Here is a 24,370-nt window from a genome sequence, read left to right as displayed (position 1 = left end):
GAGGCCCGCATCAGGCATCCATTTCGCCCGTGCCAGCGTCATCCCCGCAGGCTGACCGCCCAGCGTGTGCGCTCCCTTTGCCCCGGTGCCGTCCTTACCCGCGAGAACTACTGGGACCCCATGCGGATGCGTACCTCACGGGTGCGTCCGCTCGGCCGTCCCGCCGGGTGCTCGGTCGGCCGGCGGGGTGGAGGGGGACCGTCCGTGCCAGGAGGACCACAGGGCCGCGTACGCCCCGCCCGCCGTCACCAGCTCCTCGTGCGTGCCGAGTTCGGTCAGCCGGCCCTCCTCCATCACCGCCACCCGGTCCGCGTCGTGCGCGGTGTGCAGCCGGTGCGCGATGGCGATCACCGTCCGCCCGGCCAGCACCGCCGCCAGGGCCCGTTCGGTGTGCCGGGCCGTCGCCGGGTCCAGCAGGGCGGTGGCCTCGTCCAGGATCAGCGTGTGCGGATCGGCCAGCACCACCCGGGCCAGCGCGAGCTGCTGCGCCTGGGAGCCGTCCGGCCGGACCCCGTCCCCGCCCAGCGCCGTGCCGAGGCCGTCCGGCAGCTCCCGTACCCACCCCGCCGCGCCGACCGCCTCCAGCGCGTCCCACAACTCCCCGTCCGAGGCGGCCGGTTCGGCGATGAGGAGGTTGTCCCGGACGGTGCCGAGGAAGACGTGGTGCTCCTGGGTGACCAGCACCACCTGCCGCCGCAGCCGCTCCGGGCCCAGGCCGGCCACCGGCACCCCTCCCACCGTCACCGACCCCCCGGTCGGCGCGTCCACCCCCGCGAGCAGCCGGCTCAGCGTCGTCTTCCCGGCCCCCGACGGGCCCACCACGGCCAGCCGCTCACCCGGACGGACCGTCAGGTCCACCCCGCGCAGCACCTCGCCGCCCCGGTCGTAGGCGTACCGCGCCCCCGCCACGTCGATCCGGTCGTCCGCCGGCACCCCGGCGCCGGACCCGCCCGCCGCCGGCACCCCGGCCAGCCCCTCCACCCGGGCGAAGGAGGCGCCGCCGCTCTGCAACCGCTCCACGTGCATCAGCACCGAGTCCAGCGGCCCGACCAGTTGCTGGAGGTACACGGCCCCCGCCACCACCACGCCCACGCTCACCGCGCCACGGGTGTGCAGCACCCCGCCCACCAGCAGCACGCCCGCCACCGGCACGACGTACGACAGCTCCACCACCGGGAAGAAGACGCAGCGCAGGAAGAGCGTGCGCATCCGGGTGCGCCGCGAGACCTCCAGCGCCTCCCGGCTCGCCGCGATCCGCCGCCCGGCCAGCCGGAACGCCTCGACGGTCCGCGCCCCGTCCGCCGTCGCCGCGAGCACCTCCGCCACCTGTGAGGTGGCCGCCCCCTCGGCGAGGTACGCCTCCCGCGCGCTGCGCAGGTACCAGCGCAGCGCCCACCAGACCGGCATGAGCCCCAGCACCGCGACCGCCCCGAACAGCGGGTCGAGCGCGAACACCGCGCCCGCCAGGAACAGCGCCTGCACCCCGCAGATCAACAGGTCCGGCCCGACGTCGCGCACCGTGGCGCCCACCGCGGTCACGTCCGCCGTGCCCCGCGTCGTCAGGTCCCCGGTGCCCGCCCGCTCCACCACCGCCGCCGGCAGCGCCAGCGCCCGGTCCACGAACCGCTCCCGCACCCGGGCCAGGGCGCGTTCGCCGAGGCGGTGCCCCGCGTACCGCGCCCAGCGGGCCAGCAGCAACTGCGCCGCCGAACAGACCAGGATGCCCAGCGCCATCCGGTCCACCGCGCCGGCCCCGCCCCCGGCGCGCACCTCGTCCACGATCCGCCCCAGCAGCCACGGCCCGGCCAGCCCCGTCAGCGCCGCCAGCGCGTTGAGCAGCAGCACCCCGGCGAAGGCCCGCCCGTCGGCGCGGACCAGCCCGGCCGCCGCCCGCCGCACCTCGGCCCGCCCCGCCACGGGCAGCGCGCCCGCCGTCCCGGCCGTCATCGCACGCCCTCCGGTTCCCCCGCGTCCCGCGCGACCAGGGCCCGGTACCCCGGCTCGTCGGCCAGCAGCTCCCGGTGCCGGCCCTCCGCCACCACCTTGCCGTCGACCAGGTGGCAGACCCGGTCCGCCCGGTCCAGGACCAGCGGGGACGTACTGCACACCACGGTCGTCCGGCCCGCCCGCGCCGCCTTCAGCCGGTCCGCGACCAGCGCCTCGGTGTGCGCGTCCAGCGCCGAGGTCGGCTCCACGGCGATCAGCACCTCCGGATCGGCCAGCAACGCCCGTGCCAGCCGCACCCGTTGGCGCTGCCCGCCGGAGAGGCTGCGGCCCTGCGCGGTGACGGCCGTGTCCAGTCCCTCGGGCAGCCCCCGCACGACGTCCTCGGCGGCGGCGGCGCGCACCGCGCCGGACAGCGCCGCCTCCGCGCCCTCCCTCCGGCCGGCGAGCAGCGCGCGCAGCGGACCGGCGAACAGGTCGGCCTCCGCCTCGGCGACGAGGACGCGCTCGCGCACCTGGGCGAGCGGCACCTCCTCCAGCGGCACCCCGCCCCAGGTCGCCTCCGTGGGCGCGTACCGGCCCAGCCGGTCGGCGACGGCCGCCGCGTCGGCGGGCCGCGCCCCCGCCAGCACCGTCAGCCGGCCCGGCGTGATCCGCACCCCGGAGGCCGGGTCGTACAGCACCGACGGCTCGGCCGGGGCCTCGCGGGTGCCGTCGTCCGGCGCCGGCTCCAGCCGCAGGAAGTCCACCACGCGCCGGGCCGCCACCACCGCCCGGCTGATCTGGTGACCGCCCTCGATGAGGAACGCCACCGGCCAGGTCAGCGCCACCACGTAGCCGTACACCGCCACCAGCTCGCCCACGCTGATCCGGCCCTGCGCGGCCTGCCGGGCCGCCAGCCAGGTCACCAGGGCGAGGAACAGGGTCGGCAGCCCCACGCCGAGCGCCTGAATCCAGCTCGTCACCGCGCCGACCCGGTACCCCTGGCCGCGCAGTCGCGCCGAGTCCCGGCGGAAGGCGTCCGCCACCAGGCCCTTGCCGCCGAGTCCGCCCAGCACCTGCAGCCCGCCCGCCAGGTCCCCGATCCGCGCCGTCAGCAGCGACTGGCCCTCCCGGTACTCCGCCTCCCGGCCCCGCAGCCGTCCCACCAGCGGGCCGACCAGCAGCCCGAGCACCGGCACCCCGAGCAGCACCACCAGGGCCAGGTGGACGGAGACCGACAGCATCAGCCCGGCGACCACCGCGCACGCCACGAGGGCACCCACCCCGGGCCCCAGCACCGTGAGCGAGGTGCCGATGGTCTGCACATCGCCGACCCCGATGGTGACGATCTCGCCGGTGCCGGTCTGCCGCCGCAGCGCCGCCCCCAGCCTCACCGCGTGCCCGACGACCACCTTGACCGTACGGAAGTTGGCGTCCATCCGCACCAGCGTCATCGTGCGGTGGCGCAGCATGCCGAGCCAGGCGTTGAGCGCGCCCGCCGCCACCAGGGCACCCGTCCAGAGCGCCAGCGCCCCGAGGTCGCCCCGCTCCAGCCCCTCGTCGACGGCGCGCGCCGTCAGGTACGGGGTCGCCGCCAGCAGCACCATCCAGGCGCTGGAGAGCACCGCCCCCCGGGCGCAGCGCCGCCACTGCCGCCGGGCCAGCCACCACAGGTAGCGCACGGGGCCCCGCTGGTCGGGGGTGCCCGGGTCCTCGTAGGCGTCGATCACCACGGCCGCGCCCGCCCGCTCCCGCCTTCGCGCGCTCACGCCAGACTGTCCCGCCAGGTGCGGTGCAGCTCGGCGAACCGGCCCCGCCCGGCGACGAGTTCGGCGGGGGTGCCGTCCTCCACGATCCGCCCGTGCTCCATCACCAGCACCCGGTCGGCGATCTCCACCGTGGACAGCCGGTGCGCGATCACCACCGCCGTACGGCCCCTCAGCACCGTCGCCATGGCCCGCTGCACGTCCCGCTCGCCGGGGATGTCCAGCGAACTCGTCGCCTCGTCCAGGATCAGCACCGCCGGATCGGCCAGCAACGCCCGCGCGAACGCGACGAGTTGCCGCTGCCCGGCCGAGATGCGCCCGCCGCGGCGGCGGACGTCGGTGTCGTAGCCGTCGGGCAGCGCGGCGATGAAGTCGTGGGCGCCGAGCGCCTTCGCGGCCCGCTCGATCTCCTCGCGGGAGGCGTCGGGCCGGCCGATGGCGATGTTCTCGGCCACCGTCCCGGAGAACAGGAACGCCTCCTGCGTCACCATCACCACCCCGCGCCGCAGTTCGGGCACGGCGAGGTCGCGCAGGTCGGTGCCGTCCAGCAGCACCCGGCCGCCGGAGGGGTCGTAGAAGCGGGCGAGCAGCTTGGCCAGGGTCGACTTGCCCGCGCCGGTCGAGCCGACCACCGCGACGGTCTGCCCGGCCGGGATGGTCAGGCCGAAGCGGGGCAGCACCTCGCCGCCGGTGCGGTAGCCGAAGCGCACGTCCTCGAAGACGACCTCCCGGCCCGGGTGTTCGCCCTCAAGGGCCGGCAGCTCCCTCGGCCGGGCCGGCTCGGGCACCGACGGGGTCTGGGCGAGCAGACCGGCGATCTTCTGGAGCGAGGCCGCCGCCGACTCGTAGGAGTTGAGGAACATGCCGAGCCGGTCGATCGGGTCGTACAGGCGGCGCAGGTAGAGCACGGCCGCCGCCAGCACGCCCAGCGCCAGCGTGCCGTCGGCGACCCGGTAGCCGCCCCACAGCACGATCCCGGCGACCGCCGTGTTGGCGACCAGCCGGGAGCCGGTCACGTAACGGGCCATCTCCAGCAGGGCGTCGCCGTTGACGCGCTCGTGCCGCCCGTTGAGGACGGCGAACCCGGCGTCGTTGGCGGCCTCGCGGCGGAAGGCGCGCACCGGCCGGATGCCGTTCAGCGTCTCCACGAACTTCACGATGACCGCCGCGATCGTCGTCGACCGCTTCGCGTACACCCGCCGCGCGCGCCGCCGGTAGCTCCGGATCAGCGCGTACAGCGGCACGAAGGAGGCCACGGCGACGGCCCCGAGGCCCAGGTCCAGCCAGAGCAGCATCGCCGAGATCCACACGAAGGAGAGCAGGACCGTGATCAGCTCCTGGAGCCCCTCGCTGAGCAGTTCGCGCAGCGACTCCACGTCCGTGGTGGAGCGGGAGATGAGCCGGCCCGAGGTGTAGCGCTCGTGGAAGTCGACGCTCAGCGCCTGCGCGTGCCGGAAGATCCGGCCGCGCAGGTCCAGCAGCACGTCCTGGTTGACCCGGGCCGAGAGCGCGATGAAGGCGTACTGGAGGCCGCCCGCGGCCAGCGCGCAGAGCAGGTAGCCGGTGGCGACCGCGACCAGCGGGCCGGTGTCGTGGGCGCGGAGCGCGGGCACGGCCCGGTCGATGGCGTACGCCACCAGCAGCGGGCCGGCCTGCACGGCCGCCTGCTGGAGCAGCAGGACCAGCGCCGCGCACCCGACCCGGGCCCGCATCGGGGCGAGCAGGGAGCGCAGCAGGGCGGCGGTGGCCCCCGGCGGGCTGGGCAGGACGTCCCGGTCGAACCCGTCGTCCGCGGGTGCGTCCGGCGGTGCGTCCCCGGCCGGTTTCCCCTCCGGTGCGGTGGTCGCGGGCGCCGTCATCGGCGGGTCCCCTCCTCGTGGTCCCCGGGCTCTTCGCGCCCGGACATCAGGTGGGCGTACTCGGCGTGGGTGCGCAGCAGTTCGTGGTGGGTGCCGACGGCGGCGATCCGGCCGCCGGAGAGCAGGGCCACCCGGTCGGCGAGCAGCACCGTGGACGGGCGGTGGGCCACGATCAGGGCGGTGGTGTCGGCGAGCACCTCACGCAGCGCGGCCTCGACGGCGGCCTCGGTGTGCACGTCCAGCGCGGAGAGCGGGTCGTCGAGGACGAGGAAGCGGGGCCGGCCGACCACGGCGCGGGCGAGCGCGAGCCGCTGCCGCTGGCCGCCGGAGAGGCTGAGCCCCTGCTCGCCGACCTGGGTGGCGGTGCCCTCGGGCAGCTCGTGCACGAAACCGGCGTGCGCCACCGACAGGGCGCGGTCCAGCGCGTCCGGGCTCGCCTCGTCCCCGGCGCCCATCAGCACGTTCTCGCCGACGCTCGCGGAGAAGAGGGTGGGCTCCTCGAAGGCGACGGCGACCAGGGCGCGCAGCTCCGCGCGGGGCAGGGCGGTGATGTCCCGGCCGTCCAGGGTGATGCGCCCGGCGGTGACCTCGTGCAGCCGGGGGACGAGCGCGGTCAGCGTGGTCTTGCCGCTGCCGGTGGCGCCGACCAGGGCGAGGGACTCGCCGGGGCGGACGTGCAGGTCGACGTGGTCGAGGAGGGGCGGGGAGCCGGGCGGCGCGTCGGGGAAGCGGAAACGGACGGCCTCGAAGCGGAGTCCGGCCCCGGGTGGCGCGGGCCCGGAGGGGGGCTTGGCCGCACCCCCAGTCCCCGCCGTCCCCGCCGCACCCGCCGTCCCCGCCGTCCCCGCCGCACCCGCCGTCCCCGCCGTCTCCTCCTCCGGCCGGGCGTCCATCACCTCGAAGTACCGGTCCGTGGCCGTCGCCGCCTCCTGGCTCAGCGCCAGCAGGAAGCCGATCGACTCCACCGGCCACCGCAGCGCCAGCGCCGTCGACAGGAAGGCGACCAGCGTCCCCGCCGACAGCGTCCCGTCCGCCACCCGCACCGCGCCGGCCACCAGCGCCGCCCCCACGGCCAGTTCCGGCAGCGTCACGATCACCGCCCAGATCGCCGCCAGCAGCCGCGCCTTGCGCAGCTCCGTGCCGCGCAGCGTCCCCGCCAGCTTCCGGAACGCCCGCGCCTGACTGCGGTGCCGCCCGAAGCCCTTGACGATCCGGATGCCGAGGACGCTCTCCTCCACCACCGTCGTCAGGTCCCCGACCTGGTCCTGGGCGAGCCGCGCCACCTCGGCGTACTTCCGCTCGAAGACCATGCAGGTGACCATCACCGGGAGGGCGGCCCCGAGGACCACCAGCCCGAGGACCCAGTCCTGCACCAGCATGATCACCACGCCCACGAGGATGGTGACCCCGTTGACCAGCAGAAAGGTCATCGGGAAGGCGAAGAAGATGCGCAACAGCATCAGGTCGGTCGTGCCGCGCGAGAGCAACTGGCCCGAGGCCCACCGGTCGTGGAAGGCGACCGGCAGCCGCTGGAGGTGCCCGTACAGCTCCGCGCGCATCCGCGCCTCGACGTGCGACAGGGGCCGCGCCACCAGCCACCGCCGCAGCCCGAAGAGCAGCGCCTCCGCCACCCCGAGGAGGAGCAGGAAGAGCGCGCCGAGCCACACCCCCGCCGGGTCCCGGCCCGCCACCGGACCGTCGACCATCCACTTCAGCACCAGCGGGATCACCAGACCCACCAGGGAGGCCGCTATGGCCACGGACGCCGCGGTCGCCAGCCGGGCCCGCACCGGCCGGACGTAGGGCCACAGCCGGAGCAGGGAACGCACGGTGGAACGGTCCTGGGCGGGCGCGGGTGTCGTGGGCATCGTCAGGAGCCTACGGTCCCGCACCCGGCCTGCCCAGCGAGTTTCCGCCCGGCCGGGGGGTCGTACGGAGGCACCCCGCGCGCCGCGGGTGCGCTGCCGAGCGCCGCGTCCGGACACCGCCCGCCCCGGGCGTCGTCGACCGGGGCGCCGTGCGCGTCCCTTGCCCTGCCGACTGCGCCCACCGCACGGCGCGCACGCGCGTTTCCCCGGGGCGCACCGGTCGTTACGGGTGACTATGAGGCACGTACACGGGCGCGCACGGCGCGCGGGGGCCGCGCTGGCCGCGGCGATGACATGGGCGCTGCTCCTCGCCGGCGCGGCCGGCTGCACCGCGGGCGGCTCCGGCTTCGGCGGGATGTTCGGCAGGCCGGCCGGCCCGGACGACGTCATCCGGATCACCCCGGACGACGCCCGCGAGAACGTGCGCCCCGACCAGGAGCTGTCGGTGCGGGTGCCGGACGGGCACCTGGAGTCGGTGCGGGTCGTCCGCTCCCAGGACGCGCGGGAGACCCCGGTGCCCGGCCGGATCTCCGCCGACGGGCGGCGCTGGAAGCCCGCCGAGGAGCGGCTCGCGCTCGCCGCGAAGTACACCGTGGACGTGGTCGCCCTCGACGGGGACGGCCACCGCGTCGCCCGCCGCACCACCTTCACCACGTACGTCCCGGAGGAGCGCTTCATCGCCTACGTGGCCCCCGAGAACCGCTCGGTGGTCGGCACCGGCATGATCGTCTCCCTGAAGTTCAACCGGGAGATCACCGACCGCGCCGCCGTCGAACGCGCCGTCTCCGTCACCGCCCGGCCCGCCGCCGAGATCCGCCCGCACTGGTTCGGCACCGACCGCCTCGACTTCCGCCCCGAGCACTACTGGAAGCCCGGCACCGAGGTCACCGTCGCGCTGGAGTTCCAGGACGTGGAGGGGGCGCCCGGCGTCTACGGGCTCCAGGACAAGACGTTCGCCTTCACCGTCGGCCGCAGCCAGGTCTCCGTCGTCGACGCCGCCGCCCGCACGCTGCGGGTGACCCGCGACGGCACGCCGCTGGCCATCGTGCCGATCACCGCGGGGGCCCGGAAGACGCCCACCTACAACGGCAAGATGGTCATCACGGAGCTGCTGGAGATCACCCGCATGAACAGTCGCACGGTGGGGTTCGGCGGCGAGTACGACATCCCCGACGTGCCGCACGCCGTCCGCCTGACCGACTCCGGCACCTTCCTGCACGGCAACTACTGGTCGCCCGCCGACACCTTCGGCCGCGAGAACGTCAGCCACGGCTGCGTGGGGCTGCGCGACGTCAAGGGCGGCGGGGCCGAGACCCCGGCGGGCTGGTTCTTCGACCGCAGCCTGGTCGGGGACGTGGTCGAGGTGGTCGGCAGCGACGACGCCGAGGTGGCCCCGGACAACGGTCTCGGCGGCTGGAACATGGGCTGGGAGCGGTGGCGGGCGGGCAGCGCGCTGCGGTGAGCCGGGGACAGGGGCCCGGTTCCCGGCCCGTGCTGACGGAGTGTCCGTCCCCGGGGAGCGCTCCGTGACCGTCCCCGCCGCCCCGCGCGACCGGAACACGCCGCTCCGGTAACTCGGTACGGAACGGTGACAATCTCCCCGTCCCCGACCCCCCTGGCCTGCGGTTACGATGCGGCCGAGCGCCTTGTGGCGCCGCGGGGAGCGGGCCCCCTCGGGCCCGGCGAGGGGAGACAACGTGAACGTGCGTCCGATATCCGGGCCATCGACGTCCGGTATACGGGGCGGGCGCGGAAGGCGACTGCAAGCACTGGCGCTGGGGGCGCTGCTGCTGACCGTGACCGCGTGCGGAGGGGGCGGCGCCGGGAGCGGCGGCAAGGAGAAGGCGGACGCCACCGCCGCCCAGAGCGCGCAGTCCGAGGCGGTCGTGACCATCGCGCCCGAGGACGGCGCCAAGGCCGTCGACACCAGCGGCGTGCTGCGGGTCGGCGCCGCCAAGGGCAAGCTGACCGAGGTCGTCGTCGAGGACGGCGACGGCAAGCGCGTCGAGGGCGCGATATCCGGGGACGGCGCCACCTGGACGCCCTCCACCCACCTGGCCGCCAAGACGGCCTACACGGTCCGCGCCGCCGCCAAGGACTCCGCCGGCCGCACCGCCACCGAGACGTCCCGCTTCACCACCCTGACGCCCAAGGCCACCTTCCTCGGCACCTTCACCCCCGAGGACGGCACCACCGTCGGCGTCGGGATGCCGTTCTCGATCCGCTTCGACCGGGGCATCACCGACCCCGCCGCCGTCGAGAAGGCCATCACCGTCACCACCGAACCGGCCGTCGAGGTCGCGGGCCACTGGTTCGGCAACGACCGCCTCGACTTCCGTCCCGAGAAGTACTGGAAGGCCGGCACCAAGGTCACCGTCGGCCTCGACCTCGACGGCGTCGAGGGCCGCGAGGGCGTCTACGGCAAGCAGTCCAGGACCGTCTCCTTCACCATCGGCCGCGACCAGGTCTCCGTCGTCGACGCGCGCGAGCACACCATGAAGGTCACCCGGGAGGGGAAGGTCGTCCGCACCATCCCGATCACCGCGGGCGCCCCCGGCACCGCCACCTGGAACGGCCAGATGGTCATCAGCGAGAAGTTCAAGGTGACCCGGATGAACGGCGAGACGGTCGGCTTCGGCGACGACTACGACATCCACGACGTGCCGCACGCCATGCGCCTGTCCACCTCCGGCACCTTCATCCACGGCAACTACTGGGGCGGCGACGCCTTCGGCAACCGCAACGCCAGCCACGGCTGCGTCGGCCTGCGCGACGTGCGCGGCGGCTGGGACAAGAAGACGCCGGCCGCCTGGTTCTTCGAGAACTCGATGCTGGGCGACGTGGTCGTCGTCAAGAACTCCAAGGACGCCACCATCGCCCCGGACAACGGCCTCAACGGCTGGAACATGTCCTGGGAGAAGTGGAAGTCCTGACCCGCCGGCCGGCCCGGGGCGGCACCCGGCGCCGGCCCGCCCGATCTCGCACCCGCCCGGGAACCACCCCGGGCGGGTGTTCGCTTACCGGGGCAATCCCCCCGCGGGGCCGCCGCGCCGGGGCCGGGCGCGTTAGCCGCCGTTAACCTGCTGGCATGACCGTACATCTCGAAGTCGCGGACGGCGTCGGCACGCTGCGCCTGGACCGTCCGCCCATGAACGCGCTGGACGCCGCCACGCAGGACCGGCTCAAGGAACTCGCCGAGGAGATCACGCGCCGCGAGGACGTGCGCGCCGTCGTGATCCACGGCGGGGAGAAGGTGTTCGCCGCGGGCGCGGACATCAAGGAGATGCGGGCGATGGACCACGCGGCGATGGTCGTGCGCGCCCGCTCGCTCCAGGACTCCTTCACCGCGGTGGCCCGCATCCCCAAGCCGGTCGTCGCCGCCGTCACCGGCTACGCGCTCGGCGGCGGCTGCGAACTCGCCCTCTGCGCCGACTACCGCATCGCCGGGGAGAACGCCAAGCTGGGCCAGCCCGAGATCCTGCTCGGCCTGATCCCCGGCGCCGGCGGCACCCAGCGACTGTCCCGGCTGATCGGCCCCTCCAAGGCCAAGGACCTCATCTTCACCGGCCGCCAGGTCAAGGCCGACGAGGCCCTCGCCCTCGGCCTGGTGGACCGGGTCGTCGCGCCCGGCGAGGTCTACGAGCAGGCCCACGCCTGGGCGGCCCGGCTCGCCAAGGGCCCCGCGATCGCGCTGCGCGCGGCGAAGGAGGCCGTCGACGCCGGACTGGAGACCGACCTCGACACCGGACTCGCCCTGGAGCGGAACTGGTTCGCGGGGCTCTTCGCCACCGAGGACCGCGAGCGGGGCATGCGCAGCTTCGTCGAGGAGGGCCCCGGAAAGGCCAAGTTCCTCTGACCCCCTTGCAATTGACGTGATGTCTCATCCGGGCCCCTCGGCGGCGGCGTTTGTGGCAGCCTTGACGGACCACTGAGCGCGTCCTGTCGAGGGAGTCCGTCGATTGTCTCCGGCCGAGCCGTCCGCGCAGGTCAACGGGGCCGTTTGCGGTCCTGAAGTGCCCATGGCACATGCCAGACACCCTTCGCGGGGCACGGGCTTTGCGGGGGCGCATTCCCCGGGAACCGCCCCGGAGCCCCGCCGGGGCGGTCATGATGGGGCGATGGCGGGGCTGGAGGGTACGGGTCAGCCGCGGGGGGCCGGCCGTGCGATCACGGCGCGCTGGACGCCCGCGGTCGAGGACGAGCACGGGCTCAGGGCACTGGAGACCTTCGGCAGCCCGGCCGACCGCGAGGTGCGCCTGCCCTCGATCCCGGGGGCCGCCGCCACCGCCCGGCGCCTGGTCCAGGTGGTGGCCCTGCGACAGTGGAAGGTCGGCCCCAAGGTGACCGAGGACGCCGTCCTCCTCGCCTCCGAACTCGTCGGCAACGCCGTGCGGCACACCGGCGCCCGCGCCTTCGGCCTCCACATGCGCCGCCGCCCCGGCCGCATCCGCGTCGAGGTCCGCGACCCCTCCCGGGGGCTGCCCTGCCTGATGCCCGTGCGGGAGACGGACCTCAGCGGGCGCGGGCTCTTCCTCGTCGACAAGCTCTCCGACCGCTGGGGGGCCGACCTGGCGCCGCGCGGGAAGACCACCTGGTTCGAGATCCGCGTCCTGGACCGCTGACCGGCCCTCGCCGGGTCGGCCATCGCCCGTCGGTGGCAAGGGCGTTCACCCAACACGCCGCCTACGGGTGACGTTGCGCGGCGGGGCGCCGGGCAGCCGGGATCGTACCCGCATGACCATCACTCGTCTGCGGCGCCGGATCGCCGCCGCCGTCCTGTCGCTCTCCGCCGTCCTCGCCACCACGGCCGCCACCTCACCCCAGAGCGCCGCCGCGTCGGTGCCCGCGAGCACCTCCGTGACGTCGGCCCCGCGCGCCGCCGCGCCGAGCTGCCCCCAGTTCGAGGACAAGCTCAAGGCCGCCGCCGACCATGGGGTCGCCGTCGGCCGTATCACGCCCGACCCGGTCTGGCGCACCGCCTGCGGCACGCTCTACCGCAGCGACAGCCGCGGCCCCGCGATCGTCTTCGAGGAGGGCTTCCACGCCAAGGACGTGCTGACCGGCCAGTACGACATCGAGCAGTACGTACTCGTCAACCAGCCCTCTCCGTACGTCTCGACCACCTACGACCACGACCTCTACAAGACCTGGTACAAGTCCGGCTTCAACTACTACATCGACGCGCCCGGCGGCATCGACGTCAACAAGACGATCGGTGACACCCACAAGTGGGCCGACCAGGTCGAGGTGGCCTTCCCCGGCGGCATCCAGCGCCAGTTCATCATCGGCGTCTGCCCGGTCGACAAGCAGACCAAGACCGAGATCATGAGCGAGTGCGAGGACAACCCGCACTACCGCCCCTGGCACTGAGCCGGTCAGCCGCCGCCGGCCCACGTCCGCAGGGCGTCCCCGGACGGGAAGTCCGCCACGTTGGTGTCCACCGGGTCGTCGGTGTACTGGTGCAAGCGCCACTTCGCCTTGATACGGGGCTTGCCCGCCGTCACGTAGTCCGCGATCCAGAGCCCGTCACCCGCGTACGAGGTGGTGTCGACGTCGAGCCAGAAGGACCGGTTGCAGTAGAGCAGCACCCGGTGGTGCGGGCGCAGTTCCTTCACCTCGCGGAGGAAGCGGTCCTTCTCGGCGGTGCTCGCGTGGGTGCCCTCGCCGGTCGTCTCCCAGTCGACGGCGAGCAGGTCGCCGGAGCGCTCGGGGGCCTTGGAGACGAAGTACTCGGCCTGGGCGGCGAGGTCGCCGGGCCACAGGAAGTGGTAGAAGCCGACGACGAGTCCGGCGTCGCGGCCCCGCTTCGTCTGGTCGGCCAGGCGGGGGTTGACGTACGAGGTGCCCTCGGTCGCCTTCACGAAGACGAAGGAATGACCGTCGGTGGCGTAGTCGGCGGGCTGGTAGGCGCTGACGTCGATACCGCGCAGCATGGGGCCTCCTGACGTGCCGTGGGGGGATGGAGACAAGGGGTATTCCCCGCCGCGGCACGGGCGATCCGCCACGGAAGGGGGAACCAGGAGCACGTCTTCCCCCGGCGCGCTCCCGCAACCGCCGTCCCAAGCGGGCGCGAACCCGACGCGCCTCCCCTCACCGGGGCGGAGGCGACCGGGGCGGGACCGGTCGGGGCGGGACCGGCCGGAGGACCTCGCGGAAATGCTCCTTCGAGCATGCCGCCCGTATTCCGGCCCGAAGTACAGCGCCGGCTCCGCGGCGAGGTGACCGCCCGCTGACTTTTCACAGGCAACCGCCGTGCCCGACGGGTCCAGCCGAGGAGCCTCCATCGCACCGACGAGGCCAGGGCGTCCGGCGCGAGAAACGGCAACGGCCGCATGCCGGGGCCGTCGATGACCCGAACGAGCCGCCCTCACGCTGGAGTGGCGAAGCCGAAAACACTCGGCAATCAACATCGGGTCTGCCCGTATTTCTTACCTCATGGGTGTTTTGTTCACCCCCCGCTTTGATGCCAGGAAACTTGGTGAATGGTGCCGTCTGTGGATTACGGGACGGGTGCCCACCATTCTGGAACTGCGGAAGGGGGCGGCCGGAAGGCGTCCGCCGAAACCTTTCGAGTATTCCTCACTCTGATTTCTGGGAGCAATGATGAAGTCTGCCCGTGTGTTCGTGGTCGCTGTTCTCTGTGCGCTGGTGGTCGGCACCGTCGCCGGTGCCGCTGCCGTCGAGACCGGCGGTGCCGACACTCTGGCGTTTTCCTCCATCGTGCCGAACGACGACAGCGGTTGGGGTTCTGTCCCGCGATGATCTGTGTGTACGCGGGGACCACCCGGTCCGCGGGGAGTTCCGGAGACGGTGGTACAGCGGATTCCGGAATGCAGGAATCATGCGGAGAAAGAACGCCCGACTGTTTGATCGACAGACTGCGGGAAGTTGTCCGTATCGTCAGTGGCCGGGAAAGGGAAGTGCTCGGACATATCGCGCGCGGAGCCACCTACAGGGAGATCGCCCGGCGCATGGACGTCAGTCCGCATACCGTCGACACCTACATGCGCCGGATACGCGCGAAAACCGGAGCCCGGAACCGCATGCACCTGTTGCTGCTGGCTCTGTCGGTCGAGGGCTCCCTCGTGAACGCCATCGAAGACATGGGGCTGTCGCCCACGCCGAAGTCCCCCGGCCGGTCCCGGGTCTGACCGAACTCGGGCCCGACTGCCCGATCGTGGCCACCGGCCGAATGACACGTGAACACGTGACTGTCGGGACCGATCTCCGTGCGGCAGTATTTCGGGGCGGCCTCAGCGCCGCTCAGGTGTTTCCTCTCCCTTTCCCGCAGTGTGTCCAGGCATCGTGGTGCCCTGGCACACCTCATTCATTTGGCATCGCCCTGACGTGTGGCGAGATCGGAGGACTGTGCCTGGACGGCGAGCTCTGAGCCGGCCGCTGCGGTCCTTCGTCGAAGAGCTGGTCCTGTGCGTGGCGGCCAACGGAGACCGGGGGCCCGCCCTGTCGTGGCCCGAGGACCCGATGACCTTGCCGGCCTTGCTGGAGCTTCCCCGCCCGGCCCGTCCGACGCCGGGCGTCGACTCGACCGTGCCGGGCGGACCGGGCACGGAGGAACTGGCGGCCGAGCTGGGCCGCAGGCTGCAACTGCGGGTGCGCCCCTTCTTCCGCTTCCTGTCGCCGGACTCTCCCGTCGTGGAGAGCGCGCCGAACGGTGCCGAGTCCACGGGTACGGTCCTGGAAGGAGCCTGCCGCTGCGTCCTGTCGCGCGTCGGTGAGGACCCGGCACCGGTGCCCTCGCACCCACTCGGCATGCGGCTGCGTTCCGGCGGCACTCTCTTCGTGCCCCAGGGTCATACCTACCGGCTGTCGGAGATCCACGTCCCGACCACGCTGCTCAGGCTCGACCTGGAGGGTCCGGGCTGACGGAGTACGCCCCCGGGGCGTACGCGGGATCAGGCCAGGGCCGTCGTGGGTGCCGCGTCCGGCTCTCCGTCGTCGTTCAGCAGCCCCTTCGCGGACGCCGCGACGCCGGCCTGGAAACGGCTCTCGGCGCCGAGGGCCTGCATCATGTCGGCTATGTGCTTGCGGGTGGTACGCAAGGACATCCCGAGCCGCCGCGCGATCGTCTCGTCCTTCAGTCCTGACGACAACAGTCGCAGGATGGTGCGGTCCAGATCCTTGGCGACCGCTTCCAGGCCGTCGGTGGCCGCATCGGAGAACGGCTGGGCCTGCGACCACAGTTGCTCGAACAGCTCGTACAGGAAGTGCACGACCGACGGCTCCCGGACCACCACCGCGCCCAGCCGGTCGTTGCGCCTGGTCATGAACGCGAGCTCCCGGTCGAAGATGATCATCCGGCCGACGAGCTGGTGGGCCGTCCGGTACTCGCCGCCCAGCGCACTCGCCGTGGCGACGTACGCCTGGCTGGGGCTGTTGAACCGGGCGGTGTGGTGGTACACGGTCCGCATCCGCACACCCCGGGCGAGCATCTGGCTGTCCCGGAGCAGTGCGTCCTGGAGTACCTCGGGAGGGCGGGTGCCGCCGGGCTGTACGGTGACCATGTCCTCGCGGCACTGCTCGGCCGCCCGGTTCAACGCGGCCCGCACATGGGTGAGCCCGGGAATGGTCTCCAGGTCCGTGGAGGCGCTGTGTCTCCCCTCGTTGTAGTCGACGGCCAACTGGGCGAACTGGTCCTGGAAGAGGCGCAGTCGCGCCTGCTGTTCCTCGATGGCCCGCTCCACCGGTGCGGTGGCCACGGCCGCGACGAGGTGAGGGTCGACAGCCCGGAGGCGGTCGTCGCCCTCCTCGCCCCTGTGCACCAGGCCGATTCGGACGAGGCGGTCCACCGCGCCGCTCACGGCTGTCGCGTCGACCCCTGTCTCCTTGGCCATCGAAACAGGGTCTAACCGACCGTGCAGAGCCAGCCAGCGGTAGACGGCCACTTCCTCGGCGCGGAGCGTGTCCCCCACGGTGAAAACGTTGTCCTCGCTCTGCTGTTCCACCATCAGTCCTTCGCTCTTGACACCCGTATGGGCACGCGCCCACCCTCATCGAACTCAAACGTCTCCCGCCTGCCATGTACGGGCCGCCGACCGGTTGGCCCGCATGTGCTGCGGATCGCATCGATTAGGACGGGCAACCGTGGGAGCGGGTTCACCGCTCGGAATCTAGTGGCTGGAAGACGCCAGGTCGACCGGTACCCGCGGGGTGAGGGGGCGGCCGCCCCGGCGGATGACCTTTTCGCTGCGGGCCGGCGAGCGCGGTGGGGCGGGTGGTGACCGTCTGGATGACGAAACCCCGTCCGTATTGTCGCTCATTGTGGCTGCATATGCTTTTCGTCCACCCCCCGCTTTGGGGCGGGAGAACTTGGTGAATGGTTCCGCCTGTGGCTTCCGGGACGGGTGCCCGTCAGTCTGGAACAGCGGAAGGGGAACGGCCGTAAAACGCCGGCCGGGACTTGTCAAGCATTCCTCATTCTGATTTCTGGGAGAAATCACGAAGTCCGTCCGTGTGTTCGTGGTCGCTGTTCTCTGTGCGCTGGTGATCGGTGCCGTCGCCGGTACCGCTGCCGCCGAGAGCGGCAGCGTCCGGCGTCCTGGTGGCGTCCTCGGCCGGGCCCGGCGACGGCAGCGGTTGGGGCCGCGTCGCCGGATGACCTGCGGGTGAGCGCGGGGGAGGTCGACCCGTGGTCAGTTCCGGAGCCTGTGGTCCCACAGGTGTCGGAACTCGGCAATCAGATAGAGAAAGGCGCCCGAATCTGTGAGCAAGAGACTACGGAAAGCCGCGGCAACCGGACTTTCACTACGCGAACGCGCAGTGGGCGGCCCGCGTTGGCGGTCGCTGCCGACACCGCCGGAGGGGCCCCGCGAAACAGCCTCCTTCGCCGAGTTGCTGAAGAGACATCGGGGCCGCTTCGGGCTGACCCAGCAACAACTGGCGGACTTCGCGACGTTGAGCGTCCGGGCGATCCGGGATCTGGAGAGCGGACGGGTCCGACGGCCCCGGCGGGAGAGTGTGGGGCTTCTGGCCGACGCTTTGCGGCTGAGCGAGCCCGAGCGACAGCAACTGCACGCCGCCGGTGGAAGCCCGGCGGATCTGCGGGACGCACTGCTCGCACCGCCCGCCCTGCCCGAACCGCCCGCTCCGCCAGGCACACTGGTGGGCCGGGAAGCGGAACTGCAGGTGTTGCTCGATCAGGTGACCGTCTACGGTCACCGCCTGGTGAGCGTGGTCGGCATCAGCGGCATCGGGAAGACGCATCTGGTGCTCGAGGCGGCCCGAGTGCTGCGGGCCAGGGGCTGGCGGGTCGGGTGGCATGCGTCGGCCGAAGGTACCCATTGCTGCGGTGCGCTTCCTGCGGCCGGCCCCGGCCCCGGCGGGCCGCAGCCGGGCACCGCTGACCCGACCGCCGACCTCGTCGCGGCGATCGGTGAGAGGCATGGCCTGTTGGTGATCGATAGCGGCGACGCTTCGGGTCCCGGCGGGGTGGACGTGGGTGAGTTGCTTCGGCGTTGTCCGGGGCTGCACGTCGTGGTGACCGGTTTGACATCGCAATACCTGCCGGGTGAGCGCGTACTGCCGCTCACCGCGATGGCCGTGCCGGAGGAGGCGCTGGACTACGACCACGTCCGGTTGAGCGAGGTCGAGTCCGTGGCGTTGTTCCTGTCCCACATGCGCCGCTCACAGCCGGGGTTCCGGCTTCGGGAGGACAACGCGCAAGCGGTGGTGCGGTTGTGCCGCTGGCTCGACGGTGTACCCAGGGCACTTGAGTACGCGGCGGGCTGGTGCCTGGTGTATCCGCCCGAGCTCCTGCTGGCCCGAGCCGGCCGGGACTTCTCCCTCCTTTCCTCCCCGGCGGGCTGCGGCTGCCAGGACCTGTTGCGATCCGTGGCACGCAGTGTCGACATCGTGGCCGAGTGCCATCGCCTGGTGCTGGCCGAGGTCGCCGACCGTCCGCACTGGACGGTCGGCGACCTCGATCACCTGGTGCCGGAGCCGGCTGCCGCCCTGCACGCGCTGCTGGTCCACGGCCTGGTGCGGCCGGCGGGCGCCCACCTGCCGGAGCGGTTCACGGCGCTGCAACTGGTACGGCTCCTGCACGTGCGGGACCGGACTCCGGCGGGGGCGGTCCGGGCCGGCTGAGACTGCCGCTGATTCTGCCTACCGGTGCCCACAGCGGCCATTACGTTTACCCGTGCCTTGCAGCGGTCAACGAAAGGGCCTGACCATGGTTACCTGTCCTGAATGCGAGAACTCGGTGGTTCCCGCCGGAACACCGGTGATCGGCGAGATAGTGGAATGCGGTGAATGCGCCAGTGAACTGGAGATTCTCACGCTCGATCCGATACGGGCCGCGCTCGCGCCGGAGATCGAGGAGGACTGGGGCGAGTGAGCCGCGCGGAGCCGTTCGTGGTTCTCGCGTCCCGCGTGCGGGCCAGTGAGAAGAGAATCCTCGAAGTCCTCTCTCGCAGGGGGATCGCCCACCGGCACATCGACAGCCGTGCTTGGTGGCACCCCCTCGGTGACCGCGGCGCGCACCCGATCGTGCTGAACCGGGAGATCGGGCTCGCCAGGGCGACGTACGCGGCCGAGGCCCTGGAGGCGGCGGGTGCGATCGTGGTCAACTCCGCGCGTGCGACCGCGCTGTGCGGGGACAAGTGGCGCACGTCCGCGGCGCTCGTCGCAGCGGGACTCCCGACACCGCGGACGGCCATCGGGCTGACCCCGGAAGCGGCGCTGACGGCTCTGGAGAGCATCGGCTATCCGGCCGTGGTGAAGCCCCTGCAGGGCTCGTGGGGCCGTCTGGTCTCCGCCCTGCCGGACCGGCAGACCGCGGAGACCGTACTGGAGTACGTCGCCGCGTTGCCCTCACCGCAGGCGCGGATCGTCTACCTGCAGGAATGGATAGCCAAACCGGGCCGGGACATCCGGGTGATCGTGGTGGGCGGCGAGGCGCTGGCCGCGACCTACCGGCGCAGCGAGCACTGGCGGACCAACGTGGCGCGGGGTGCGGTGAGTGAACTGTGCCCCATGACACCCGACATCGCGAAACTCGCGGTCATGGCCGCGCAGGCCGTGGAGGCCGAGATCGCAGGCGTCGACCTGATCGAGGACGGGACGGGAGAGCTGCTGGTCCTGGAGGTCAACCACGGTGTCGAGTTCTCCGGCCTCCAGCAGGCTCTCGGCGACGCGCTCTCCGTCGCCGACCGAATCGTCGACCATCTCGTGGAGAAGTCACGCTCATGCTGCGAGTAGCCATCGTCGGGGCATCCGGCTACATCGGCGGCGAACTGCTTCGTCTCCTGCACGGTCATCCACGGGTCACGGTCGTGGCCGCGACCTCCGACCGCCTCGCCGGGCGCCGGGTCGACGGCCCTCATCCCAACCTGCGCGGCCACACGGACCTGTGCTTCGTCGGCCACGACACCCTGGAGAACACCGAATTCGACGTGCTCTTCCTGGCCGCTCCGCATCGGGAAACCATGGGAAGGATGGCCGAATTCCTGAAACTGGCCAGGACCGTCATCGACCTGTCCGGCGATTTCCGCCTACGGGACCCTGAGGTCTACGCGTCCTATTACGGAGTCGCGCACGCCGCCCCGCATCTGATACCCGAATTCACCGCCGGGCTGCCCGAGTGGCATCGCGCCCGACTGACCACGAGCGACCGGATCGCGGTTCCCGGGTGTATGGCTACCGCGGGCATTCTCGCGGTCCGGCCGCTGGCCCTGGAGGGTCTGATCGAGGGCACGGTCCGGGTGGACGCCCGAACGGGTTCCAGCGGATCGGGTGTTTCCGGCGGAGCCGCCGGCGCCCATGCGGAACGCAGCGGTGCCCTTCGTGTGTTCGCTCCCTCCGGGCATCGGCACGAGGCCGAGATCGCACAGGCCACGGACCGCACGGTGCGGATGACCGCCACCGGCGTCGAGGCGGTCCGCGGTGTGCAGGTGCTGTGCCAGGTGAAGCTGGCGTCCGGGGTGTCGGAGAAAGAGGTCCGGTCCGCGTTCCGCGCGGCGTACGGGAACGAGCCGTTCGTCCGGGTCATCGCCCAACGACAGGGCCTGTACCGGCTCCCGGAACCGAAGATCCTGACCGGGTCGAACTTCTGTGACGTCGGGTTCGCGGTGTCCGCGGACGACGGCACCGCGGTCCTCATCGGCGCACTGGACAACCTGGTCAAGGGCGGCGCGGGCGGCGCTGTGCAATGCATGAACGTCCGCTTCGGCTGGCCGGAGCGCACAGGGCTGGAATTCTTCGGACTGCATCCGAACTGACGTGAGGCTGATGAAGCGCATGCGGGACATACTTGTTGTCAAATGCGGCGGGAACGCCGCTGTGCGGTCGCAGGCGATCTGTGCGGACGTCGCCGCCGTGCACCACGGCGGCAGACCTGTGCTCCTCGCCCACGGCGGTTCGGCCGACATCGACGGGCTCGCCGCACGCCTCGGAGTGCCTACCCGTCGGCTCGTCGCCCCGGACGGGGTGTCGACCCGGTACACCGACGAGCGAACGCTCGAAGTGGTGCAACTGGCGCTGGCCGGCTCCGTCAAACCCCGTCTGCTGGCCGCCCTGCGCGCCTGCGGGGTGGGTGCGGTCGGGCTGACCGGCCTGGACGCCGGACTCCTCGTGGCCGCCCGCAAGTCGGCGCACCGGGCAGTCGTCGACGGACGCCGGGTCGTGGTCAGGGACGACCACAGTGGACGGATCACCGCGGTCAACGGCGACCTGGTGTCCACGCTGCTCGCGTCGGGGCTGCTTCCCGTGGTGTCGCCGCCGGCCGTGGCCGAGGACGGCCGGGTGGTCAACACGGACGCGGACCGCGCCGCCGCGGCCGTCGCGGGCGCCGTCGGGGCGGGCACGCTGCTGATGCTCACCGGGGCGAGGGGGGTGCTGGCCGACCGGCACGACGAACGGTCGGTGCTCCCCGTCTGCCGGGTTCCCCGCCGAGGGACGCCTCCGGTGGTCACCGGCGGCATGGGGATCAAGCTGATCGCGGCCCGGGAGGGACTGCTGTCCGGTGTGCGGCGCGTCCTGATCGCGGACGGCCGTCGGCCGCGCCCGGTCCAGGAGGCCCTGGCGGGCTCGTGCACCGAAGTGCTGCTGGAGGAAGAGTGACGACCTTTTCGGACACGGCCGCGATCGAACTGCTCCACGGCATGCTGAAGATCCCCTCGCCGTCCTTTGCGGAGGCGGAGCTGGCCGCCCACGTGGTGGACGCCATGCGCGGAGCCGGTCTCACCGCGCGGATCGACGGGGCGGGCAACGCGGTCGGAGAGATCCGGCGCGGACCGGGGCCGACGGTGATGCTGCTCGGGCACATGGACACCGTGCCGGGGGGCATCCCGGTGCGGGTGGACGGCGACCGTCTGTACGGCAGGGGCTCGGTCGACGCCAAGGGGCCGCTCGCCACGATGATCTGTGCGGCCGCCGGCAGCACGGGGTTCCGCGGCCGGGTCGTGGTCGTGGGCGCTGTGGAGGAGGAGACCACGATGTCCCGGGGCGCGGTGGAGATCCGCCGTACGCACGAGCCGCCGGACGCGCTGATCATCGGCGAGCCCAGTGGCTGCGACACGGTCGTCCTCGGGTACAAGGGAAAGCTCGACCTCCGCTACCACGTACGGTGCGAGGCGACCCATCCCAGCAACGTCGTGCCCAAGGCCTCCGAACTCGCGGCGCGGGCCTGGACGGAGCTGCTGGACCTGCTCGGCCCGGAGGCGAGCCACGCCCGATTCGACAGTCCTGGGCCGACCTTGACATCGATCAGCGGTGGACTGATGTCCGCCACCGCGGAGTTCAGTGTCCGGATTCCCCCGGGCTTCGACGCCCAGGGACTGGTGGCCGCGTTGTCCGAGCGGCTGGGCCCGGACACGCTGCAGGTCGTCAACACGGTGCGCGCCTGCCGTGTCGGCCGCAACGACCCGGTGGTGCGGGCGCTGTCGGTCGCGATCCGCGCCGAGGGCGGCAGCCCGAGGGCGAAGGTGAAGACCGGTACCTCCGACATGAACACCCTGGCGGAGCGGTGGACCGTGCCGATGGCCACCTACGGGCCGGGGGACAGCAGCCTGGACCACTGCGACCGGGAACACATCAAACTGTCCGAGTACCTGTTCGGCATCCGGGTGCTGACCCGTGCCCTGGCCGAACTGGGCGAGCACCTCACCGGAGAGAACCGATGAGCGACGACCACGCGCGTACGGCACGGGAACTCATCGTGCGGATGTGTGCCAACCCGGAAGGCGGACACCTCGGCGGGTCGATGTCCATGGTCGAGATCCTGGTGACGCTCTACCGCCACGTGCTGAGGATCGACCCGCGGAGGCCGCAGGCGCCGGACCGGGACATCCTGCTGCTGAGCAAGGGACACGGCGCGATCGGACTGTACGCGGTCCTGGCGGAGCGGGGCTTCTTCCCCGTGGAGCTGCTGGCGAGCTATGGCACTCCGGACAGCATGTTCACCGCACACCCGAATCCGGCCGTCCCCGGGGTCGAGATGCCGACCGGGTCGCTCGGACACGGGCTGCCGCTCGGTGTCGGATTCGCGCTCGCCGCCCGGCTGGACGGGAGCGACCGGCGCTGCTTCGTCGTACTCGGCGACGGCGAACTGCAGGAGGGCTCGGTCTGGGAGGCCGCGATGGCTGCCGGCGCGCAGGGACTGGACCGGCTGGTGGCGATTGTGGACCGCAACGGGCTGCAGATCAGCGGTGACACGGAAGAGACCCTGGGCCTCGAGCCGCTCGGGGACCGTTGGCGCAGTTTCGGGTGGACGGTCCTGGAGGTCGACGGGCACGAGCCGGACCGGTTGCGGACGGCTCTGTCGCGTATCCCGTACACCCCCGGCAGACCGACCGTGCTGCTGGCCCGCACGGTCAAGGGCAAAGGACTGCCCTATATCGAGGGCCAGGCCCGCAGCCACTACGTCCGGCTCACCGAGCGCGGGCACCGGCGTGCCCGTGCCGCGCTGATGCGCGGCGAACGAACGGAGACGACATGTCCGTCGTGACAGCCGAACCCCCTGTGCCGGACGAGGCGCGCGCGGCCCGGGAGGTGTACCGGGACGTCCTGGTCGAGTTGCTCGGCGAGGACGAACGCTACGTCTGCCTGGACAGCGACACCGGTCTGTTCTCCGCCACCTCGTGGGGCGAGGGGGCGCGGCGCTACCTCAACCTCGGTATCGCGGAACAGAACCTCATGGGCGTGGCGGCGGGACTGGCCAGATCCGGCAGGATCCCCTTCGTCAACACCATGGCGACCTTCGCCGCCACCCGTGCACTGGAAGCGGTGAAGCTCGACATCGCCTGGAACGACCTGCCGGTGCGGATCGTCGCCACCCACGGGGGGCTCTCCGCCGGCCACCTCGGTTCCACCCACCATGCGCTGGAAGACCTCGCCGTCATGCGGATGCTGCCGAACATGACCGTGCTGGTGCCCGCGGACGGCCCCGCCACCGAGAGCCTGGTCCGAGCCGGCGCTGAGCGGCCGGGACCGGTGTACCTGCGCCTCGGACGCGGCGCGACGCCGAGCCTTGCGCCAGGGGCGGAGCCACTGCGGATCGGGGTCGCCCAGTCCCTGCGCCGGGGATCGGACGTGACGCTGATCGCCACCGGACCGCATCCCGTGCTCACCGCGGTCGAGACCGCCGAGGAACTGGCCCGCGACGGGATCGACGTGGCCGTGCTCAACATGCACACCGTCAAACCGCTCGACCGGGAGGCGATCGTCGCGGCCGCCACCGGCACGCGCGGAATCGTCACTGTCGAAGAGCACTGGGCCGCCGGGGGCCTCGGGTCCGCCGTGGCCGAGGTGGTGGCAGACCTCGGTGCCGCCTGCCCCGTACGGCGGGTGGCGGTCGCCGACCGGTTCGCCGCCGGTACCGGGGGACACCGGCATCTGCTGGCGCGCAACGGGATCTCCGGCGCGACGGTGACCGAGCACGTGCGGCGGCTGCTGGCCTGACCCCCCGGCGCCAAGGCGACCGCGGCGACGCGAACCG

22 protein-coding genes are annotated in these 24,370 nt (G+C 72.5%); 16 read left to right on the top strand and 6 right to left on the bottom strand.

Going from position 1 to position 24,370, the window contains the following annotated elements:
- Nucleotides 1–135 precede the first annotated feature (135 nt).
- The 4 genes from J5Y05_RS16540 to J5Y05_RS16525 are packed head-to-tail and all read right to left on the bottom strand — an operon-like array spanning nt 136 to nt 7,419.
- Nucleotides 136–1,947: an ABC transporter ATP-binding protein gene (locus J5Y05_RS16540; RefSeq protein ID WP_210873104.1), complete on the bottom strand. Its 1,812-nt coding sequence runs from the start codon at nt 1,945–1,947 to the stop codon at nt 136–138.
- Nucleotides 1,944–3,656 (bottom strand): ABC transporter transmembrane domain-containing protein, encoded by a 1,713-nt coding sequence (locus J5Y05_RS16535; RefSeq protein WP_210873759.1) that lies wholly within the window; start codon nt 3,654–3,656, stop codon nt 1,944–1,946. Before J5Y05_RS16535 ends, J5Y05_RS16540 begins: the two co-directional genes overlap by 4 nt.
- Before the next feature lie 35 nt (nt 3,657–3,691).
- Entirely contained in the window at nt 3,692–5,551 is a 1,860-nt protein-coding gene (locus J5Y05_RS16530) for an ABC transporter ATP-binding protein (RefSeq protein WP_210873102.1), read from the bottom strand.
- Complete coding sequence (locus J5Y05_RS16525) at nt 5,548–7,419, bottom strand: ABC transporter ATP-binding protein (RefSeq protein ID WP_210873100.1); 1,872 nt, start codon at nt 7,417–7,419, stop codon at nt 5,548–5,550. The genes J5Y05_RS16530 and J5Y05_RS16525 overlap by 4 nt, the downstream gene beginning before the upstream one ends.
- A 235-nt stretch (nt 7,420–7,654) precedes the next feature.
- Here J5Y05_RS16525 and J5Y05_RS16520 point away from each other — a divergent pair, with 235 nt between their 5' ends.
- The 5 genes from J5Y05_RS16520 (at nt 7,655) to J5Y05_RS16500 (ending at nt 12,789) form a co-directional block, all read left to right on the top strand.
- Nucleotides 7,655–8,881, top strand: a complete 1,227-nt coding sequence (locus J5Y05_RS16520) for a L,D-transpeptidase (RefSeq protein WP_210873098.1) — start codon at nt 7,655–7,657, stop codon at nt 8,879–8,881.
- Between the two features lie 235 nt (nt 8,882–9,116).
- Entirely contained in the window at nt 9,117–10,352 is a 1,236-nt protein-coding gene (locus J5Y05_RS16515) for a L,D-transpeptidase (protein WP_307853950.1), read from the top strand.
- Between the two features lie 155 nt (nt 10,353–10,507).
- Nucleotides 10,508–11,275 carry an enoyl-CoA hydratase/isomerase family protein gene (locus J5Y05_RS16510; RefSeq protein ID WP_210873094.1) on the top strand — a complete coding sequence of 256 codons (768 nt, stop codon included), beginning with the start codon at nt 10,508–10,510 and terminating at the stop codon, nt 11,273–11,275.
- A 262-nt stretch (nt 11,276–11,537) separates the two neighbouring features.
- Nucleotides 11,538–12,041, top strand: a complete 504-nt coding sequence (locus J5Y05_RS16505) for an ATP-binding protein (RefSeq protein WP_247614797.1) — start codon at nt 11,538–11,540, stop codon at nt 12,039–12,041.
- 112 nt (nt 12,042–12,153) lie between these two features.
- Nucleotides 12,154–12,789: an ADP-ribosyltransferase gene (locus tag J5Y05_RS16500; protein WP_210873090.1), complete on the top strand. Its 636-nt coding sequence runs from the start codon at nt 12,154–12,156 to the stop codon at nt 12,787–12,789.
- A 5-nt stretch (nt 12,790–12,794) separates the two neighbouring features.
- Here the strand turns inward: J5Y05_RS16500 and J5Y05_RS16495 are convergent, their stop codons facing one another.
- On the bottom strand, nt 12,795–13,352 hold the full coding sequence (locus J5Y05_RS16495) for a glycoside hydrolase family 25 protein (RefSeq protein WP_210873088.1): 558 nt from the start codon (nt 13,350–13,352) through the stop codon (nt 12,795–12,797).
- A 685-nt stretch (nt 13,353–14,037) separates the two neighbouring features.
- Between J5Y05_RS16495 and J5Y05_RS16490 the strand changes: the two genes are divergently transcribed.
- From J5Y05_RS16490 to J5Y05_RS16480, 3 genes are all read left to right on the top strand, one after another.
- Nucleotides 14,038–14,181: a hypothetical protein gene (locus J5Y05_RS16490; protein WP_210873806.1), complete on the top strand. Its 144-nt coding sequence runs from the start codon at nt 14,038–14,040 to the stop codon at nt 14,179–14,181.
- 104 nt (nt 14,182–14,285) lie between these two features.
- Entirely contained in the window at nt 14,286–14,570 is a 285-nt protein-coding gene (locus tag J5Y05_RS16485) for a response regulator transcription factor (RefSeq protein WP_247614796.1), read from the top strand.
- Nucleotides 14,571–14,787: 217 nt separating this feature from the next.
- Nucleotides 14,788–15,303, top strand: a complete 516-nt coding sequence (locus J5Y05_RS16480) for a hypothetical protein (protein WP_210873084.1) — start codon at nt 14,788–14,790, stop codon at nt 15,301–15,303.
- A 29-nt stretch (nt 15,304–15,332) separates the two neighbouring features.
- Here J5Y05_RS16480 and J5Y05_RS16475 read toward each other — a convergent pair whose 3' ends face one another.
- Nucleotides 15,333–16,385, bottom strand: coding sequence for a helix-turn-helix transcriptional regulator (locus J5Y05_RS16475; protein ID WP_210873082.1), 1,053 nt, complete (start codon nt 16,383–16,385; stop codon nt 15,333–15,335).
- 754 nt (nt 16,386–17,139) lie between these two features.
- Here J5Y05_RS16475 and J5Y05_RS16470 point away from each other — a divergent pair.
- The 8 genes from J5Y05_RS16470 (at nt 17,140) to J5Y05_RS16435 (ending at nt 24,333) form a co-directional block, all read left to right on the top strand.
- Nucleotides 17,140–18,522 (top strand): helix-turn-helix domain-containing protein, encoded by a 1,383-nt coding sequence (locus J5Y05_RS16470; protein ID WP_307853948.1) that lies wholly within the window; start codon nt 17,140–17,142, stop codon nt 18,520–18,522.
- Between the two features lie 85 nt (nt 18,523–18,607).
- Nucleotides 18,608–18,772 carry a lysine biosynthesis protein LysW gene (locus tag J5Y05_RS16465; protein WP_073720752.1) on the top strand — a complete coding sequence of 55 codons (165 nt, stop codon included), beginning with the start codon at nt 18,608–18,610 and terminating at the stop codon, nt 18,770–18,772.
- Entirely contained in the window at nt 18,769–19,635 is an 867-nt protein-coding gene (locus J5Y05_RS16460; protein WP_210873080.1) for a RimK family alpha-L-glutamate ligase, read from the top strand. The genes J5Y05_RS16465 and J5Y05_RS16460 overlap by 4 nt, the downstream gene beginning before the upstream one ends.
- On the top strand, nt 19,623–20,654 hold the full coding sequence (argC, locus tag J5Y05_RS16455; protein ID WP_210873078.1) for an N-acetyl-gamma-glutamyl-phosphate reductase: 1,032 nt from the start codon (nt 19,623–19,625) through the stop codon (nt 20,652–20,654). The genes J5Y05_RS16460 and argC overlap by 13 nt, the downstream gene beginning before the upstream one ends.
- Nucleotides 20,655–20,673: 19 nt before the next feature.
- Nucleotides 20,674–21,495 (top strand): [LysW]-aminoadipate kinase, encoded by an 822-nt coding sequence (locus tag J5Y05_RS16450; protein ID WP_210873076.1) that lies wholly within the window; start codon nt 20,674–20,676, stop codon nt 21,493–21,495.
- Nucleotides 21,492–22,556 (top strand): M20/M25/M40 family metallo-hydrolase, encoded by a 1,065-nt coding sequence (locus J5Y05_RS16445; protein ID WP_210873074.1) that lies wholly within the window; start codon nt 21,492–21,494, stop codon nt 22,554–22,556. Before J5Y05_RS16450 ends, J5Y05_RS16445 begins: the two co-directional genes overlap by 4 nt.
- Nucleotides 22,553–23,380, top strand: coding sequence for a transketolase (locus tag J5Y05_RS16440; RefSeq protein WP_210873072.1), 828 nt, complete (start codon nt 22,553–22,555; stop codon nt 23,378–23,380). Before J5Y05_RS16445 ends, J5Y05_RS16440 begins: the two co-directional genes overlap by 4 nt.
- Nucleotides 23,368–24,333: a transketolase family protein gene (locus J5Y05_RS16435; RefSeq protein ID WP_210873071.1), complete on the top strand. Its 966-nt coding sequence runs from the start codon at nt 23,368–23,370 to the stop codon at nt 24,331–24,333. Before J5Y05_RS16440 ends, J5Y05_RS16435 begins: the two co-directional genes overlap by 13 nt.
- The last annotated feature ends 37 nt before the right edge of the window (nt 24,334–24,370 follow it).

Origin of the sequence: Streptomyces tagetis, from assembly GCF_018069565.1 — a bacterium.
Taxonomy (GTDB): Bacteria; Actinomycetota; Actinomycetes; order Streptomycetales; family Streptomycetaceae; genus Streptomyces; species Streptomyces tagetis.
Note: the sequence above shows the minus strand (reverse complement) of the source record. Positions and strands in the feature narration are given on the sequence as shown.

Excerpts from the sequence above, each read along its gene's own strand:
- J5Y05_RS16495 (WP_210873088.1), bottom strand. The coding sequence starts at position 13,352 with ATGCTGCGCGGTATCGACGTCAGCGCCTACCAGCCCGCCGACTACGCC.
- J5Y05_RS16520 (WP_210873098.1), top strand. The coding sequence starts at position 7,655 with ATGAGGCACGTACACGGGCGCGCACGGCGCGCGGGGGCCGCGCTGGCC.
- J5Y05_RS16525 (WP_210873100.1), bottom strand. The coding sequence starts at position 7,419 with ATGCCCACGACACCCGCGCCCGCCCAGGACCGTTCCACCGTGCGTTCC.
- J5Y05_RS16500 (WP_210873090.1), top strand. The coding sequence starts at position 12,154 with ATGACCATCACTCGTCTGCGGCGCCGGATCGCCGCCGCCGTCCTGTCG.
- J5Y05_RS16510 (WP_210873094.1), top strand. The coding sequence starts at position 10,508 with ATGACCGTACATCTCGAAGTCGCGGACGGCGTCGGCACGCTGCGCCTG.
- J5Y05_RS16530 (WP_210873102.1), bottom strand. The coding sequence starts at position 5,551 with ATGACGGCGCCCGCGACCACCGCACCGGAGGGGAAACCGGCCGGGGAC.
- J5Y05_RS16505 (WP_247614797.1), top strand. The coding sequence starts at position 11,538 with ATGGCGGGGCTGGAGGGTACGGGTCAGCCGCGGGGGGCCGGCCGTGCG.
- J5Y05_RS16435 (WP_210873071.1), top strand. The coding sequence starts at position 23,368 with ATGTCCGTCGTGACAGCCGAACCCCCTGTGCCGGACGAGGCGCGCGCG.
- J5Y05_RS16465 (WP_073720752.1), top strand. The coding sequence starts at position 18,608 with ATGGTTACCTGTCCTGAATGCGAGAACTCGGTGGTTCCCGCCGGAACA.
- argC (WP_210873078.1), top strand. The coding sequence starts at position 19,623 with ATGCTGCGAGTAGCCATCGTCGGGGCATCCGGCTACATCGGCGGCGAA.
- J5Y05_RS16475 (WP_210873082.1), bottom strand. The coding sequence starts at position 16,385 with ATGGTGGAACAGCAGAGCGAGGACAACGTTTTCACCGTGGGGGACACG.
- J5Y05_RS16540 (WP_210873104.1), bottom strand. The coding sequence starts at position 1,947 with ATGACGGCCGGGACGGCGGGCGCGCTGCCCGTGGCGGGGCGGGCCGAG.
- J5Y05_RS16440 (WP_210873072.1), top strand. The coding sequence starts at position 22,553 with ATGAGCGACGACCACGCGCGTACGGCACGGGAACTCATCGTGCGGATG.
- J5Y05_RS16450 (WP_210873076.1), top strand. The coding sequence starts at position 20,674 with ATGCGGGACATACTTGTTGTCAAATGCGGCGGGAACGCCGCTGTGCGG.